General features: G+C 66.8%; 15 protein-coding genes. 9 read left to right on the forward strand and 6 right to left on the reverse strand.

Features of this window, described 5'->3' with window-relative positions; genetic code table 11:
* Nucleotides 1–59 precede the first annotated feature (59 nt).
* Nucleotides 60–2,006 carry a peptidyl-prolyl cis-trans isomerase gene (locus tag ACK4I0_RS11515; RefSeq protein WP_409611082.1) on the forward strand — a complete coding sequence of 649 codons (1,947 nt, stop codon included), beginning with the start codon at nucleotides 60–62 and terminating at the stop codon, nucleotides 2,004–2,006.
* Complete coding sequence (trpE, locus tag ACK4I0_RS11520) at nucleotides 2,003–3,502, forward strand: anthranilate synthase component I (protein ID WP_409611084.1); 1,500 nt, start codon at nucleotides 2,003–2,005, stop codon at nucleotides 3,500–3,502. The genes ACK4I0_RS11515 and trpE overlap by 4 nt, the downstream gene beginning before the upstream one ends.
* A 64-nt stretch (nucleotides 3,503–3,566) precedes the next feature.
* Here trpE and ACK4I0_RS11525 read toward each other — a convergent pair whose 3' ends face one another.
* The 4 genes from ACK4I0_RS11525 to ACK4I0_RS11540 form a co-directional block, all read right to left on the reverse strand.
* Nucleotides 3,567–4,064: a hypothetical protein gene (locus ACK4I0_RS11525; RefSeq protein ID WP_409611086.1), complete on the reverse strand. Its 498-nt coding sequence runs from the start codon at nucleotides 4,062–4,064 to the stop codon at nucleotides 3,567–3,569.
* A 182-nt stretch (nucleotides 4,065–4,246) separates the two neighbouring features.
* On the reverse strand, nucleotides 4,247–5,185 hold the full coding sequence (locus tag ACK4I0_RS11530; RefSeq protein ID WP_409611088.1) for a hypothetical protein: 939 nt from the start codon (nucleotides 5,183–5,185) through the stop codon (nucleotides 4,247–4,249).
* An 824-nt stretch (nucleotides 5,186–6,009) separates the two neighbouring features.
* On the reverse strand, nucleotides 6,010–6,507 hold the full coding sequence (locus ACK4I0_RS11535) for a hypothetical protein (protein ID WP_409611090.1): 498 nt from the start codon (nucleotides 6,505–6,507) through the stop codon (nucleotides 6,010–6,012).
* 70 nt (nucleotides 6,508–6,577) lie between these two features.
* Nucleotides 6,578–6,736, reverse strand: a complete 159-nt coding sequence (locus tag ACK4I0_RS11540; RefSeq protein WP_409611092.1) for a peptidoglycan-binding protein — start codon at nucleotides 6,734–6,736, stop codon at nucleotides 6,578–6,580.
* A 147-nt stretch (nucleotides 6,737–6,883) separates the two neighbouring features.
* On the opposite strand from ACK4I0_RS11540, the gene ACK4I0_RS11545 reads away from it, so the two are divergent.
* The 5 genes from ACK4I0_RS11545 (at nucleotide 6,884) to lexA (ending at nucleotide 10,493) form a co-directional block, all read left to right on the forward strand.
* Nucleotides 6,884–7,474 (forward strand): anthranilate synthase component II, encoded by a 591-nt coding sequence (locus tag ACK4I0_RS11545; RefSeq protein WP_409611094.1) that lies wholly within the window; start codon nucleotides 6,884–6,886, stop codon nucleotides 7,472–7,474.
* Between the two features lies 1 nt (nucleotide 7,475).
* Nucleotides 7,476–8,510 carry an anthranilate phosphoribosyltransferase gene (gene trpD / locus ACK4I0_RS11550; RefSeq protein WP_409611096.1) on the forward strand — a complete coding sequence of 345 codons (1,035 nt, stop codon included), beginning with the start codon at nucleotides 7,476–7,478 and terminating at the stop codon, nucleotides 8,508–8,510.
* Nucleotides 8,507–9,298, forward strand: coding sequence for an indole-3-glycerol phosphate synthase TrpC (trpC, locus tag ACK4I0_RS11555; RefSeq protein ID WP_409611098.1), 792 nt, complete (start codon nucleotides 8,507–8,509; stop codon nucleotides 9,296–9,298). Before trpD ends, trpC begins: the two co-directional genes overlap by 4 nt.
* Nucleotides 9,295–9,744: a hypothetical protein gene (locus ACK4I0_RS11560; protein WP_409611100.1), complete on the forward strand. Its 450-nt coding sequence runs from the start codon at nucleotides 9,295–9,297 to the stop codon at nucleotides 9,742–9,744. Before trpC ends, ACK4I0_RS11560 begins: the two co-directional genes overlap by 4 nt.
* Before the next feature lie 68 nt (nucleotides 9,745–9,812).
* A complete protein-coding gene (lexA, locus tag ACK4I0_RS11565; protein WP_409611102.1) occupies nucleotides 9,813–10,493 on the forward strand; it encodes a transcriptional repressor LexA in 681 nt (226 codons plus the stop codon).
* Here the strand turns inward: lexA and ACK4I0_RS11570 are convergent.
* The gene (locus ACK4I0_RS11570; protein WP_409611104.1) at nucleotides 10,487–11,638 is read right to left on the reverse strand and encodes a ComEC/Rec2 family competence protein; all 1,152 of its coding nucleotides are present in this window, start codon (nucleotides 11,636–11,638) and stop codon (nucleotides 10,487–10,489) included. The two genes, lexA and ACK4I0_RS11570, sit on opposite strands and share 7 nt — an antisense overlap.
* Nucleotides 11,635–12,645 carry a ComEC/Rec2 family competence protein gene (locus tag ACK4I0_RS11575; protein ID WP_409611106.1) on the reverse strand — a complete coding sequence of 337 codons (1,011 nt, stop codon included), beginning with the start codon at nucleotides 12,643–12,645 and terminating at the stop codon, nucleotides 11,635–11,637. Before ACK4I0_RS11575 ends, ACK4I0_RS11570 begins: the two co-directional genes overlap by 4 nt.
* On the opposite strand from ACK4I0_RS11575, the gene gltX reads away from it, so the two are divergent.
* Nucleotides 12,644–14,062 (forward strand): glutamate--tRNA ligase, encoded by a 1,419-nt coding sequence (gene gltX, locus ACK4I0_RS11580; RefSeq protein ID WP_409611108.1) that lies wholly within the window; start codon nucleotides 12,644–12,646, stop codon nucleotides 14,060–14,062. The two genes, ACK4I0_RS11575 and gltX, sit on opposite strands and share 2 nt — an antisense overlap.
* A gap of 68 nt (nucleotides 14,063–14,130) precedes the next feature.
* Nucleotides 14,131–15,432, forward strand: a complete 1,302-nt coding sequence (gene gltA / locus ACK4I0_RS11585) for a citrate synthase (protein ID WP_409611110.1) — start codon at nucleotides 14,131–14,133, stop codon at nucleotides 15,430–15,432.
* Nucleotides 15,433–15,638 lie beyond the last annotated feature (206 nt).

Genomic DNA, 15,638 nt, shown 5'->3' on the forward strand with positions numbered 1-15,638 from the left:
GTCGCGCCCTATACGGCCGTAGGGGCGCTTCGCCCGGTTCCAAGCCGCAGGTCCGTTTCATGATCTCGATGTTCCGCAACTTCGCCAAGTCCAAGTGGGCCGTGGGGTTGCTCGCCGTGATGGCGCTCAGCCTGCTGATCACGGGCGGCAGCCAGGTCGATATCTTCGGCAGCCTGGGACCGCGTCACGTCATCGAGGCCGGCGACCGCAGTCAGGGCCAGGAAGAGTTCCGGCGCGCGTTCGAGCGGGTTCGCGCCGACATCCAGAACCGATCGGGCCAGCCGGTGGCGTTCCAGGACCTGGTCAACGAAGGTCTTCATCTGCGTTACCTCGAAAGCCAGACCCAGCGGTTCGGCTTCCTGGAATGGGCCTGGGGCGCCGGCATCCGGCCCGGCAAGGAGCTGGTGCTGAAGCAGATCCGCGCCCTGCCCGCCTTCTTCAATCAGGTGACCGGTCAGTTCGACCCCGACCGCTATAACCAGATCCTGGCCGAGCAGAACGTCACCTCGGTCGAGATTGAACAGGATTTCCGCGACCAGGCGCTGCTTGAGCATTTCGGCTCGGGCCTGTTCGCCGGCGCGCGCGTTCCTCGCATCTACGGCGCTCTGGTGGCGGGTCAGGCGCTGGAGAGCCGCGACGGACGCTGGTTCGTCGTCAGCCAGGCGATGGCCGGCACGACGGCTGCGCCGACGGACGAGCAGCTGACCGCCTTCCTGAACGAAAACGCCGCCCAGCTGCGCCGGCCCGAGTTCCGCATGGCCTCGCTGGTCCTGTTCTCGCCGGACGCCGCTGCGATCCAGGCGCTCCCGATCACCGAGGCGCAGATCGCGGAACGGTTCGAGTTCCAGAAGGACGCCCTGTCCGAGCCCGAGCGCCGCAGCTTCACCACCCTGACCGCGCCGTCGCGCGAGGTCGCGCAACGCATCCAGGCCGCGCTGCAGGCCGGCGAAGACCCCGCCGCCGTGGGCCGCGCCAACAATATTCGTCCGGCCGTCTATGACACGCAGCCGCAGAGCGCGATCGGCGACCGTCCGGTCGCCGAGGCCGCCTTTGGCATGACGCCCGGTCAGGTGTCCCAGCCGGTTCAGGCCGGCGTCGGATTCACGGTCATCAAGCTGGACACGGTCACGCCTGGTCGTGCGGTGACGCTGGACAGCGCCCGGCCCCAGATCGTCGAGGAACTGCGTGGTCAGGCCGCTCGCGCCCAGACTTTCGAACGCGTCGAGGCCTATGAGCGCGCGCGCAACGAAGGAAAGACCCTGACCGCCGCCGCCCAGGAAGTCGGAGCGCGCATCATCCAGCTGCCGCCGGTGACGGCCGACGGTCAGCTGCCCGACGGCCAGCCGATGAACGCCCCGCCGCAGGTGCTCTCCAGCATCGCCAGCCTGAGCAAGGGCGGCGAAAGCGATGTCATCGACGCGGGCCAGGGCCAGTATTTCGCGGTCCGTCTGGAAGACATCACCCCGGCCGCGCTGCCGACCCTGGCCGAGGTGCGCGAGCCCCTGGCGCAGCAATGGGTGCTGCGCGAAAACGCCAAGCGCCTGGCCGCCAAGGCCGAGGAACTGGCCGGTCGCGTGCGCGGCGGCGAGGACATCGGCGCCGTGGCTGCATCGGCCGGAGCCACCCTCATCACCCGGGAGGGCGTCCAGCGCAGCCAGGAGACGGTGAACGAACTGGGCCAAGGCGCCCTGCAGGGCCTGTTCGGTCAGGCGCGCGGCCAGGTGTTCAGCCAGCCGAACAGCAACAACGCCTTCGTCGTCGGTCGCGTCGATCAGATCCGCGCGCCCTCGGCCGCGATCGCCGCGCCGCTGGCCGAACAGGCTCGTCCGCGCGTCACCCAGGACATGTTCGACGGCCTGATCCAGACCGCGTTCAACGCGGCGGCCGTCAAGGTGAAGGCCAGGAACGACCCCGCGCGCGCCCTGGAAGCGATCGGCGTCGAGGCCGCGGCCAACCCGGCCGGCGCCCCCGCCCCGGCGGCCCCGGCTGCTCCGGCGGGCCAATGACGGCAGAGGCCGGGGCCGCCGCAACGGCCTTCCGCGACGCACTCGGCGCCGGTCGGCCGGCGGTTCTGGTTCGGCGGTTGGTGGACGATCTGGAGACCCCCGTCTCGGCCTTCTTGAAGGTCGGGCGCGGGCGGCCCTGGACCTGTCTGCTGGAGTCAGTGGAAGGCGGCGCGGTCAACGGCCGCTATTCGATCCTGACGCTGGACCCCGATGTGGTCTGGCGCTGCCGCGGCGGCCAGGCCGAGACGGCGCGCGGCGAAGGCGTCGCTGCAGGCCGGTTTGAGGCTGAAGCTTCTCCCACACTGGACTCGCTGCGCGCCCTCATGGCGGCGTCCCGCTTCGCGCTGCCCGACGACCTGCCGCCCATGGCCGCCGGTCTGTTCGGCGTCTTCGGCTACGATATGGTGCGGCTGCTGGAGCCGCTGGGTCAGGCCAATCCCGACCCGCTGGACCTGCCCGACGCCGTGCTGACGCGCCCGTCGCTGGTGGCTATCTTCGATTCGGTCGCGCACGAGATCGTGCTGATCGCCGCCGCCTACCCCGACGCCGGGGCCGATCCCGAGCAGGCTCTGACATCGGCCCAGGCGCGGCTGGATCGGTTCGAGGCCGAACTGTCCGCCGCCACGCCCCGCCCTGCTGGAAACAGAGCCGCTGCCCCGGCCTTCGCCTCGCCGGTCGACGAGGCCGGCTTCGGCGCCCTGGTGGCACGTGCCAAGGACTACATCGGTGCCGGCGACATCTTCCAGGTGGTGCTGAGCCACCGCTTCAGCGCGCCGTTCGAGGGCGACCCCTTCGCCGTCTACCGCACCCTGCGCCGCCAGAACCCGTCGCCCTATCTGTTTTATCTGGACATGGCGGACTTCCAGCTGGCCGGCTCCAGTCCCGAGATCTTGGTTCGGCTCAAGAACGGCGAGGTCACCATCCGCCCCCTGGCCGGCACCCGTCCGCGCGGCGCGACGCCCGAGGCCGATCGCGCCCTGGAGGCCGAACTGCTGGCCGATCCCAAGGAGCGGGCCGAGCACCTGATGCTGCTGGACCTGGGCCGCAACGACGTCGGCCGAGTGTCCCAGCCGGGCTCGGTGCGGGTGGCCGAAAGCTTCAAGATCGAGCGCTACAGCCAGGTGATGCACATCGTGTCGGACGTGCGCGGCCGGGCCGACCCGAAGCTGGACGCCGTTGACGCCCTGCTCGCCGCCCTGCCCGCCGGCACGCTGTCCGGCGCGCCCAAAGTCCGCGCGATGGAGGTCATCGACGAGCTGGAGACGACCAAGCGCGGCGTCGGCTACGGCGGCGGCGTGGGCTACATCTCGGCAGACGGCCAGGCAGACATCTGCATCGTGCTGCGCACCGCCCTGTTCGCCCGCGATCAGGTCTTCGTCCAGGCCGGCGCGGGCGTCGTGGCCGACAGCGATCCGGCCGCCGAATACGCCGAAACCCTGGCCAAGGCCCGCGCGCCGATGCGGGCCGCGGGAGACGCCTGGCGGTTCAAGAGCTGAAGCGGCCCGGCGCCGACGTCCATCATCGGACGTCGCCGGGGTCTGTTATGGGTGGAAAGCGGACTTACTGAACTCTAGGCCCGGGTGCAGACCGGGGTGTTCGACCATCATTCAAACCGTAGGCTTCCATAAACAAGAGGTAGTCGCCGTATTGCGGGCGCTCCGCAGTCCCACAAATAGTCTCTAGCTGGCGCTCACGCAGAAGCTCACCATCAACGGAGACGAATGTCGCTTGATCATTCCTTGTTTCTATCGTGTCGGCGTTGGGTCGGTAGAAGCTGCTTTGGAACAATCTGAACGATTTTGCGCGACAATCGAAATCGATCCACTCGTCACTGTAGGCTGGCGTTCTTCCGCCAGATAGCGACACCCCGTTTCGATAGACCGTATAAACATGCAGGCGCAGGCTACCGTTTGACAGAGCTAGTGGGCTTCCTACGGCTGTCGCCATGTCCTGATCGGCGTAGGCGACGACCACTTCGTTCCTGGGAAAGACCATCCGCTGGCTGGTGAGCAGCTGGATCAGAATCGTAGCTGAAATCGCGAGTTCGCTGATGGCCATCGTCGCATCACAGCACACCTATCCCAGGTCGCCTATGGGTAGAAAGCGGTCTTCGGCTTCAAAGCTGAGAGCGGACACTGAGCTTAAGACCGGAAAACGGACGCTGTAGGTTTCCGCAAGGGTGGTTAGATCACCAGCGCCATCCGGCAGCGCGCGATACGCAACAAAAAGGTGGTCGCCGGCTACGGGCCCGATCCACGGAATAGATCGATCATTCGCGCTGTCTGCTCGGCGGGGTCGAGTCGTTCGCTGTGGCCTTGATATAGCGATATAAGATAGGCCTCGTCCCATTCGGTGATGCCGCTGTATCCTTGAGGATTTTCGAAAAGGTTCAGGATGGTATCAAAACTGGCTAAATCTGCCTCAGGATCAACCTGCGCCATAGCAATGAAGGCAATGTAGTCGGCCAGTTGTTCCAAGCTAAAACCGTCAGTGGCTTGAGCGTCAACAATCATCCACAGCCCGACGATCTGGTCTGTTACCGCGTTGCATGATCGACCAGTGCGCGACCCACCGAAGCCCGCGAGATTGATGTCTTTTAGCGATACTGATCGCGAGTAGCAGGGTAGAGCCACTGCGGGCTCGCCAGGCAAGCGAATGGCCGGGGCGCCCGTTATAACATTAACTGGGAGGCTTACGTGCCACCATCGCACCGGCGCGTCAGAGAGCCGGAACGCTGTCAGCGCAGCTGCTCCGCGGTTCGACTGCGTGGATCCGAAGCGGAAAAACTTCGACCTGAACCGATCGACCACAGCGTCAGCCAGGACCGCCCCATCGGCGGCACCCATGATCACGATATTGGGGGCGCAGCCGTCATTCTGTAGTGCGACGTCGAGGGCGGTCGCAACCTCTGTTGTTCGCCTGACGATCTCAGTCCTGACATCTGGCCGGAAGTTTACGGCATCCACGCAAATAGCCGTGTTCCATCGCGCAAGCCCCCGCATACGAGCGGGCGCAGCCAGAGATCCGACGAACTGCTCAACAGCGGTTTCAAGCGCGCGTCCGCGAACTATAACATCATCAACTGTAGTTGGCTCATCCAGCCCGTCTTGAGCCTGCGCTGCAGCGGAGGCACTCACCCCGGCCAGCAACAATACCAACCATAAAACGTATCTGGTCAAAGCACCGCGCATACGCACCGATAACACTGATCGCCGTTACTTAGAAGCGTTACGCTCATCTGTGTCGGCGGCCTGTATGCTCCGATGGGGTTTACTGCATTCGATCACCGCCACCGGAACGCGATACGACTTGCCCGCCTTCCGGTCCGCCGGGGCGGGCGTTCGTCGCTTCATGATACGTCCCCACGCCTCACACGGTTAGGATGCGTCATCCTGCCGCATAGCTCGCAGTGGTTTAGCGATTGAACTCGCGATCCTCACGTTCCGTGGGAGAGGGAAACATCATGCTGAAGAAAGTACTCGCAGCCGCCGCAATGGTTGGCGCTCTTGCGTTCTCACCCGCTACCGTTGTTGCCAATGTTCCAGCAGCACCCGCCCCTTGCACTGCCACGTCGTGCCCGGACTTCGACAACTGCATGATCGTTTGCTGGAAGATCACCGGCAACCATGAGCGGTGCGTCCTAGAGTGTCAGGACGCAGTCTGCGACGGCGGGGAACCTCCGATTATAATCCCCTGACGATCGCGCTACGGCTCGCTGGTTCGCTAGCCAAAGAGAAACCCCGGCTCTTAGGAGCCGGGGTTTTTGCTGCTCGACGCACGCCGACCCTGAGCGCCTGCGCGACGATGACGGGTTCCGGCGGGATTGAGCAGATCCAGGGGGCGACCACCTTCTGCGTCGTCGCCCGGCCGATCACTGGTCGTCGCGGGACACCGACGAGACCATCCGCGAGGTGAAAGAGCATAACGCGGTGTGGATGCGGCTTTGCAAAGAGTGACGCGAGAAGCGGACGCTCTGAACGTCAGCTTTTGGTGGGAAGCGGACCTACCGAACTAAGACTCCCGGTCGGGACCGAGGCGAGCGCCCATCGTTCAAGCCGTAAGCTTCCATGAACAAGAAATAGTCAGCGTATCGCGGACCCTCCACAGTCCCGCAGGCTGCTTCTAGCTGGCGTGATCGCAAAAAATTGCCTTCAACAAAGACGAACGCCGCTCGATCATCTCTGGCCTCAACCGTCTCGGCGTTAGGACGGTAGAAACTGCTCTGAAAAAGCCTGAACGTTTTTTCGCGGCAATCGAAATCAACCCACTCGTCACTATAGGCCGGCGTCCGTCCGCCAGACAGCGCCACGCCATTTCTATATACAGTGTAGACATGCACGCGCAGCTTGCCACTGGGCAGCACCTGCGGGGTTCGTACGGCTGTCGCTACTTCCTGATCAGCATAGGCGACGAGGACTTGGTGATCAGGAAAAACCGCTCGTTCGCTAGGGATCAGTTGGATCACAAGCGTAGCTGAAAGCGCGAGTTCGCTGATGATCATGGATGGATCACAGCATACATGTCCAAAGTCTCCAACGGGTCGAAAGCAGACGCTGGCACAACTGCCGGACCTAGACGCCAAATCCCGGACCAAGCACGACCGCGCCGGCCATCAGCACGGCCGACAGCGCCATTGCGGAAGCGGCGGCCAGCAGGCCCCAGGCGTTCGAGCGAACCGTGGGCTCGGCCAGCAGCTGGCGGGCCTTTTCGATGCGGGCGACGTCGGTCATGGCGATTCCTCCGAGCCGATCCGAGCATGGGGTGGTTAACCGAAGCGTTAAGGCCGTCGCCGGGCGCTCCCTCGACTTTCCGCGCCGCGCGAATATCTGAGCGCAAAGGCCGTCGCCATCTGGCCGATTTCGCACTAGAAGCCGCTCATGATCCTGGTCGTCGATAACTACGACAGCTTCACCTACAACCTCGTCCACTACCTCGCGGAGCTGGGCGCGCAGACGCATGTCGTGCGCAACGACGATCTGAGCGTCGACGAGGCCTGGGCGCTGAAGCCGCAGGGCGTGCTGCTGTCGCCCGGCCCTTGCGCGCCAGATCAGGCGGGCATCTGCCTGGGCCTGATCGAAAGCGCGCCCGAATCCATGCCGATCCTGGGCGTCTGCCTGGGGCATCAATCCATTGGCCAGGCGTTCGGCGGCGAGGTCGTGCGGGCCAAGACCCTGATGCACGGCAAGACCTCGCCCATCGAGCATGAGGGACGCGGCGTGTTCGCCGGCCTGCCCTCACCCTTTACGGCGACGCGCTATCATTCGCTGGCGGTGCGGCGCGAGACCCTGCCGGACGCGCTGGAGGTCACGGCCTGGACGGCGGATGGCGAGATCATGGGCCTGTCGCACCGGACGCGGCCGATCCACGGCGTGCAGTTCCACCCCGAATCGATCGCCACCGAGAACGGCCACGACCTGATCGCCAACTTCCTGGACATCGCCGGCGTGCGTCGGCTGAAGGCGGCCTGAATTGGCCGACGGGTTCAAGCCTCTGCTGTCGCGCCTGGTCGAGGGCCATGCCCTGACGGGCGATCAGGCGCTCGACTTCTTCGCCGCCTGCCTGCGCGGCGAACCGACGCCGGCCCAGGTCGCCTCGGCCGTCACGGCCATGCGGATGCGCGGCGAGACGGTGGACGAGATCGCCGCCTTCGCGCTTGCCATGCGCCAGGCCGCGCTGACGCTGGACCACCCCTACGACGCCATCGACACCTGTGGCACCGGCGGCGACGGGGCCCACACCTTCAACATCTCGACCGCCGCGGCCCTGGTGCTGGCCGGTGCAGGCGTGAAGGTCGCCAAGCACGGCAACCGGGCGCTCAGTTCCAAGTCCGGGTCGTCGGACGTGCTGTCGGCGCTCGGCGTCAATCTGGGCGCCGATCAGGCCCAGCAGCGTCGCGCGCTGGATGAGGCCGGCATCGCCTTCCTGTTCGCCCCCCACTACCACGGGGCAATGCGCCACGTCGGGCCGGTGCGGGCCGAGATCGGGTTCCGCACCGTGTTCAACCTGCTGGGCCCGCTGTCCAATCCCGCCGGTGCGCGGCGTCAGGTCATGGGCGTCTATGACCCGCGCCTGCTTGAGCCGCTGGCCGAGGTGCTGGGCCGCCTGGGCGCCGTGCGCGCCTGGACCGTGCATGGACAGGGGCTGGACGAGCTGACCCTGACCGGACCGACCGAGGTGGCGGAGTGGCGCGACGGCGCCGTCCGCCGCTTTCAGGTCACGCCCGAAGACGCAGGCCTGGCTCGCGCCGAAATCGAAGCGCTGCGCGGCGGCGACGCCGAGCATAACGCGGCCGCCCTGTCGGCTCTGCTGAACGGTGCGCCGGGCGCCTATCGCGACGTGGTCCTGCTGAACGCCGCCGCCGCTCTGGTGGTGGCCGACCGCGCCGCTGACCTGGCCGAGGGCGCGGCGATCGCCGCCGCCGCCATCGATGATGGCCGGGCGCGTCAGGCGCTTGAGCAACTGATCAAGGCCACCAACACCCCCATCGAAGGCGACGGCGAATGACCGACGTGCTGGCGCGCATCGCCGCCTACAAGCGGGAAGAGGTCTCGGTCCGCAAGGCCGAGCGGTCTCAGGACGCCGTCGAACAGGCCGCCGCCCAGGTCTCGGCCCCGCGCGGCTTCCGCGCCGCGCTGGAATGGGCGCACGAGGAGACGGGACGCCCGGCCCTGATCGCCGAGATCAAGAAGGCCAGCCCGTCCAAGGGCGTCATCCGCCCCGACTTCGACCCGCCGTCGCTGGCGCAGGCGTATGAGCGGGGCGGCGCCGCCTGTCTGTCGGTCCTGACCGATGGCCCCAGCTTTCAGGGCGACGACGCCTATCTGATGCAGGCGCGGGCGGCGACGGCCCTGCCCTGCCTGCGCAAGGATTTCCTGGTCGATCCCTGGCAGGTGGCCGAAAGCCGGGAACTGGGCGCCGACTGCATCCTGATCATCCTGGCCATGATCGATGACGCTCTGGCCGCCGAGCTGTTGGCCGAGGCGGCGCGGTTCGGGATGGACGCTTTGATCGAGACCCACGACGAGGCCGAAATGGCGCGAGCCTGCCGCCTGGGCGGCGATCTGGTCGGCATCAACAATCGGTCTCTGCGGACGTTTGAGGTCGATCTGGGCGTGACCGAGGTGCTGGCGATGCTGAGCCCGCCCCGCGCCCTGCTTGTCGCCGAAAGCGGCATCTTCACCGCCGAAGACGTGGCCCGTGTTTCCGCCGCCGACGCCCAGGCCATCCTGGTCGGCGAAAGCCTGATGCGGCAGGAGGATGTCGAGGCGGCGACCCGGGTCTTGCTGGCGTGACCGTCGTCGCGCGCTTTCACGCCGGAAAGCTGGTCGGCTACGGGGCCCTCGCGTTCGTGCTCTTGGTGGTCGGCGGCTGGATGCTCGCCTCTGGAGACCGCGGCAACGCTCGCACCATGGTTGCGGGCGCTATGGGGGTTTTCGCCGGCCTCGTCGCCATCATCACCGCGATCCGCATCGCTGTGTGGAGCGGTCCGGCCATCCGTATCCAAGACGGCGCCCTTCACGCCTTTGGGCAGAGCCGACCTATCCCGATTTCCGATATCGAAGATGTTCAGGTCTCGGCCAGCGACACCGGCAGCCAGAACTGGACGGGCGTTCTGCTCTATCGCGACGGGAGGCTGACGACCCGTCTGCACAGCTGGCTGCTCGCCGGGGACAGGTGCCGCATCGCACTTCGCCTGCGCAGCGCGCTCGGCATGCCGCTCGTGGGCCTGCGCCGTTAAGTTGACATTAGGCAAGAACACTTACAGAACATCGGCAACGGTTCACGCCTTGTTCTGGACGATTCGCCATGTTGACGCGCAAGCAGCACGAACTCCTGATGTTCATTCACGAACGCATTCAGGAAACCGGCGTCTCGCCCTCTTTCGACGAAATGAAGGAGGCGCTGGATCTTGCGTCCAAGTCGGGCATCCACCGGCTGATCACGGCGCTTGAGGAACGCGGCTTCATTCGTCGTCTGGCGCATAGGGCCCGAGCGCTCGAGGTCACCAAGCTGCCGGAACAGGCCACGGCCGGCGCTCCCCGCGGACGGGCGGGCTTCAAGCCGGGCGTCATCGAGGGCGGCCGGGTCGAGCCCGCCAACGACACCCGCGAACTGCCGCTGCTGGGCAAGATCGCCGCCGGCACCCCCATTGCCGCCATCCAGCACGAAACGGCTCGCTATCCCGTGCCGGAGGCCATGGTGGGCTCGGGCGAGCACTACATGCTCGAGATCGAGGGCGACTCCATGATCGAGGCCGGCATTCTCAACGGCGATCTGGTCGTCATCAAGCGCGTGGACAACGCCTCGTCGGGCGAGATCGTGGTGGCCCTGGTCGAGGGGGAGGAAGCCACGCTGAAGCGGTTACGCAAGAAGGGCGGCTCAATCGCGCTCGAACCCGCCAACCGCGCCTATGAAACCCGCATCTTCGGGCCGGACCAGGTCGAGGTGCAGGGCAAGCTGGTCGGCCTCATCCGCCGCTATCACTGAAAGTCGGGGTCGCCCAGGCGGCTCCACGGCCGGTCTCCCCTGAGGTCGGATCCCCACAGGGCGCGCCATCCCGCGCCGTCGCGCCACAGCTCGACAGTGCCGCCTCGCGCATAGTCCCGGCCATCCAGCACCAGGCGCTGCGCGCAGGCGGCTGGCAGGTCCGACACGATCGCGCGCACGCTGACGATCTCGGCCGACGCACATAGAGATTGCATCTGCTCGGCGGATGGCGCGCGCTTGCCCCACCACAGGGCGATGGGCGCTTCGGTTTCGGGGTCCGGCAGGCAGTGGGTGCGGCCGCAGGTCCAGTCTTCCCGGTCGCGGGCAACCGCCTCAAGCCCTCGACGCCGGCTCCACACGTCGGTGGCGAACGGGCCCGTGGGTCTCATCACCACCGCCGTGTCGGCTTGGCGATAAGCGGCGTTGGCCCCGGCGTTGCCGATCCAGACATCCGGTGCCGCCCCGCGCGGCCACAGCAGCACCGCCAGAGCCAGCGGCAGCCCCAGCCAGCGCAGCGGTCCCCGATGGATGCACAGGATCAGTATGCCGACGAAGGCGACCGGAAGCGTCAGGGTCGGCGCGCTGGCGATCGTGCGGATCGCGCCGGGAAGGTTCGAGGCCCAGTGGCCGATCGCCAGCATGGCGTCCACGCCCTTGCCCGCCACCCACAGGAAGGGAGCGCCCAGCCCCAGCGGCTCCAACGCCGCGCCTAGGGCCAGCGCCGGCATCATGATGAAGTCCGCGATGGGCGCGGTCGCCAGGTTGGCGGCCAGACCATACATGGCCGTGCGGTTGAAATGCTGCATGGCGAAGGGCCCGGTCGCGGCGCCCGCCACCAGGCTGGCCATGCCCGCAATCAGCAGCCAGCTGGCCAGCCGCTGTGTCCAGACGACGGGCCAGGGCGCAGATATCTCACGCGTCCGCTTGGGCCAGGCGGCGGCGAGCGCCACCAGGGCGGCCGTCGCGGCGAACGACATCTGAAAGCCCGGCGTCGCCACCGCCTCGGGCTGCAACAACAGGACGACGAAGGCGGCCACGGCCAGCGCATGCAGGCTGACGGCCTGGCGGTTCAGCAGCACCGCCAGAAAGGCGATCGACGCCGTCGTTGCCGCCCGCTCCGCCGGCGGCGGCGCGCCGGAGATCACCAATAGGTTCCGACCGCGATCAGACCGGCGACGGCGGCGACCTTCTTTCCCGACACCCGCAACGCCAGCCAGGGCCAGGCAGCCACAAGCAGGCGCACGCCGAAGAAGACAAAGCCCCCCACGATCGCCATGTGCAGGCCCGAGATCGACAGGATATGCGCCAGGCCGGAATCCCGCATGGCGTCCAGGTCCTCGGGCTGGATCCAGGTCTCGTGGCCTGTGGTCATGGCGGCGGCGACGCCGCCGGTGCGGGGGCCCAGACGCGCCACGATACGCTCGGCCAGGGCGAAACGTATGGCGTTGACCCGCATCTGCATCCGCAGCCGCCAGGGCGGTTCGCCAAGCGTCGTCGGGCGTGTCTCGCCCAGAGCGAACACAACGCCGCCCATGCCTTGGAAATAGGCGTTGCGGCCGAAGTCATAGGCGCCGGGGCTGACCGGCGGCGGCGTCGGGTTGAGAATGCCGTAGAGCCGCACCGCCTCGCCCGGTCGGGGCGGTTCGCCACGGACGGTGGCGCGAAGGCGAATCGGGGTCTGCTCGGGCGCCAGACCTAGGATGCGCACAGGCGCGATCAGAATGCGGTGGCCCCGTTGGCCAGGACTGTCCACGTCCAGCACCCAGGCATGGAGCGTGACCGGCTCGGCCAGAGACGGCGCGATCGGCGTGGCGACGGCTTCGGCCCGCAGCTTCGCCGCCGTCATGCCCCCGGCGAAGCAGGCCAGGAGCAGCAGCGGCAGGGTCCAGGCCTGCCCCATCCCCCTGCCGCGCGCCAGCAGCCACAGTCCGGCTGTCGTGACGCCAACGGCCAGCAACGGCCACAGCCCCGGCTCGGTCTTCAGATACAGATACAGGGCGCATCCGCCCCCGAAAGCGACCGGCGTCCAGAGCCGCCATTGATCGGTTTGCGCCGAGGCCTGATCGGCCAACCAGGCGCGGATGCGGGCGCCGATGCTGGGCTTTGCGGCGTCCGGCGCTATAAGGGCGCCCCGAACGGACGCCCCTGCCATGACCTCATCTTCCCCCGCCTCGACTGTCGTCACACGCTTCGCCCCCTCGCCCACAGGATATCTGCATATCGGCGGTGCGAGAACAGCGTTGTTCAACTGGCTGTACGCCCGCGCCAATGGCGGTAAGTTCCTGGTGCGGGTCGAGGACACCGACCGCGAGCGCTCGACCGACGCCGCCGTGGAAGCCATTTTCCAGGGCCTGTCCTGGCTCGGCCTGTTCGCCGATGAAGAGCCGACGTTCCAGTTCGCCCAGGCCGAGCGCCATCGCGAAGTCGCCGACCAGCTTTTGGCGAAGGGCCACGCCTATCGCGACTTCCTGACGGCCGAAGAGACCGGCGCCCTGCGCGATCAGGCCAAGGCCGAGGGCCGTCCCTTCGTCTCGCCCTGGCGCGACCGCGCGCCGACGGTCGACGATCTGATGAAGCCGCACACCATCCGCTTCCGTCGGCCCGAAGGCGCGGTGACTGTGGACGACGCCGTGCAAGGCTTGGTCAGCTGGGATTCTTCCGCTCTCGATGATCTGGTCATCGTGCGATCGGACGGCGCGCCGACATACAACCTCGCCGTGGTGGTGGACGACCACGACATGGGCGTGACCCACGTCATTCGCGGCGACGACCATCTGAACAACGCCGCGCGACAGAGCCTGATCTACGACGCCCTGGGCTGGGCTCGCCCTGTCTTCGCGCACATCCCGCTGATCCACGGACCGGACGGCGCCAAGCTGTCCAAGCGCCATGGGGCTCAGGCCGTTCATGAGTATGCCGAGATGGGCTATCTGCCCGAGGCGATGCGCAACTATCTGGCCCGGCTGGGCTGGGCGCACGGCGATGACGAGCTGTTCAGCGACGAACAGGCCATCGCCTGGTTCGACCTGGGGGGCGTGGGCAAGGCGCCCGCGCGGCTGGACTTCGACAAGCTGGCCCACGTCAACGCCCACTGGATCCGCCTGGCCGACGATGACCGCCTCGCCAAGCTGGCGCTGGACGTGCACCTGGCCCGCGGCCGTGCGCTGCAGGAAGACGACGAGGATCGCCTGACCCGCGCCCTGCCCTTCATCAAGGACCGCGCCAAGACCCTGCTCGACCTGGCGGATCAGTCTGAGTTTGCCTTGAAGGCGCGACCGCTGGGCCTGGGCGACAAGGGCCGCGCCATGCTGGTCGAAGAGACCTTGGCGCGCCTGCAGCGCCTGCGTGCGCGTCTGGGTCTGTTCCAGTCGTGGGACGTGTTCGCGCTGGAAGCCGAACTGAAGGCCTTCGCCGAAGAGGAAGGCGTCGGCTTCGGCAAGATCGGCCCGCCCCTGCGCGCCGTCCTGACCGGCGGCAGTCCCTCGCCCGACATCGCGCGCATTCTGTCATCACTTGGTCGCGACGAAAGTCTGGGACGCTTGGATGATGCGCTGCAACAGACTACATGAACGTCCACCATTGAAAGGCGCTGGGCCATCCCCGGTCCGCGCCCCTCGATAATCGACAAGGGGCCATGATGACCGAACAAGCCAAACCCGCCGGATCGGCGACCCTCTCCTATGGCGACAAGAGCGTCGATCTGCCGGTGCTGGGGGGCTCGACGGGCCCTGAAGTCATCGACATCCGCAAGCTGTACGCCGGCACAGGCGCCTTCACCTTCGACCCCGGCTTCACCTCGACCGCGTCGTGCGAGTCGGCTCTGACCTACATCGACGGCGACGCCGGCGTCCTGCTGCACCGCGGCTACCCGATCGACCAGCTGGCCGAGAAGTCGAACTTCATCGAAGTCTGCCACCTGCTTCTGCATGGCGAACTGCCGACGGCCGAGCAGTTCGAGGCGTTCGAAAACAGCGTCACCATGCACACGATGCTGCATTCGCAGTTCGACCGCTTCTTCGAGGGTTTCCGTCGCGACGCCCACCCGATGGCGATCATGGTCGGCACCGTCGGCGCCCTGTCGGCCTTCTATCACGACAGCCTGGACATCCATGATCCGGTCCAGCGCAACATCTCGGCCATCCGCCTGATCGCCAAGATGCCGACGATCGCGGCGCGCGCCTATAAATACCACATCGGCCAGCCCTTCGTGTCGCCGCGCAACGACCTGTCCTACGCCGAGAACTTCCTGCGCATGTGCTTCGCCGTGCCGGCCGAGGACTATGTCGTCGATCCGGCGCTTGTGCGCGCCATGGACCGCATCTTCACCCTGCACGCCGACCACGAGCAGAACGCCTCGACCTCGACTGTGCGTCTGGCCGGCTCGTCGGGCGCCAATCCGTTCGCCTGCATCGCCGCGGGCATCGCCTGCCTGTGGGGCCCGTCGCACGGCGGCGCCAACGAAGAGGCGCTGACGATGCTCAAGGAGATCGGCACCCCGGACAAGATCCCCGAGTTCATCCAGGGCGTGAAGGACCGCAAGTACAAGCTGATGGGCTTCGGCCACCGCGTGTACAAGAACTACGACCCGCGCGCGAAGGTCATGCAGCAGTCAGCCTACGAAGTGCTGGCCGCCACAGGCCGCGAGAACGATCCGCTGTTCCAGGTCGCCAAGGAACTGGAGAAGGTCGCGCTGCAGGACGAGTATTTCACCTCGCGCAAGCTGTTCCCGAATGTTGACTTCTATTCGGGCATCACCCTGTCGGCGATGGGCTTCCCGACCTCGATGTTCACCGTGCTGTTCGCTCTGGCCCGCACCGTAGGCTGGATCGCCCAGTGGCAGGAAATGATGGCCGATCCGTCGCAGAAGATCGGCCGCCCGCGCCAGCTCTACACCGGCCCGACCGAGCGCGACTACGTGCCGATCGACCAGCGCGGCTAAGCCACCGATACGTCCGAAAGCAAAACGCCGGGGTGGAAGCCCCGGCGTTTTTTCTTGTCTGAACTCAGTCGATCGCGCGGGTGACCAGATCGCGCCAGGCGGGGTCGGTGTCGTCCACCAGATCCACGTCGTCGATCAGCGCCACGGCCGAGCCGCCGTCCGGCAGGATGAGGCCGAGCACCTCCATGCTCTCGCCGTCCGGACCC

The sequence above is a fragment of the Brevundimonas sp. genome, from assembly GCF_046295775.1.
In the GTDB taxonomy this organism is placed as follows: Bacteria; Pseudomonadota; Alphaproteobacteria; order Caulobacterales; family Caulobacteraceae; genus Brevundimonas.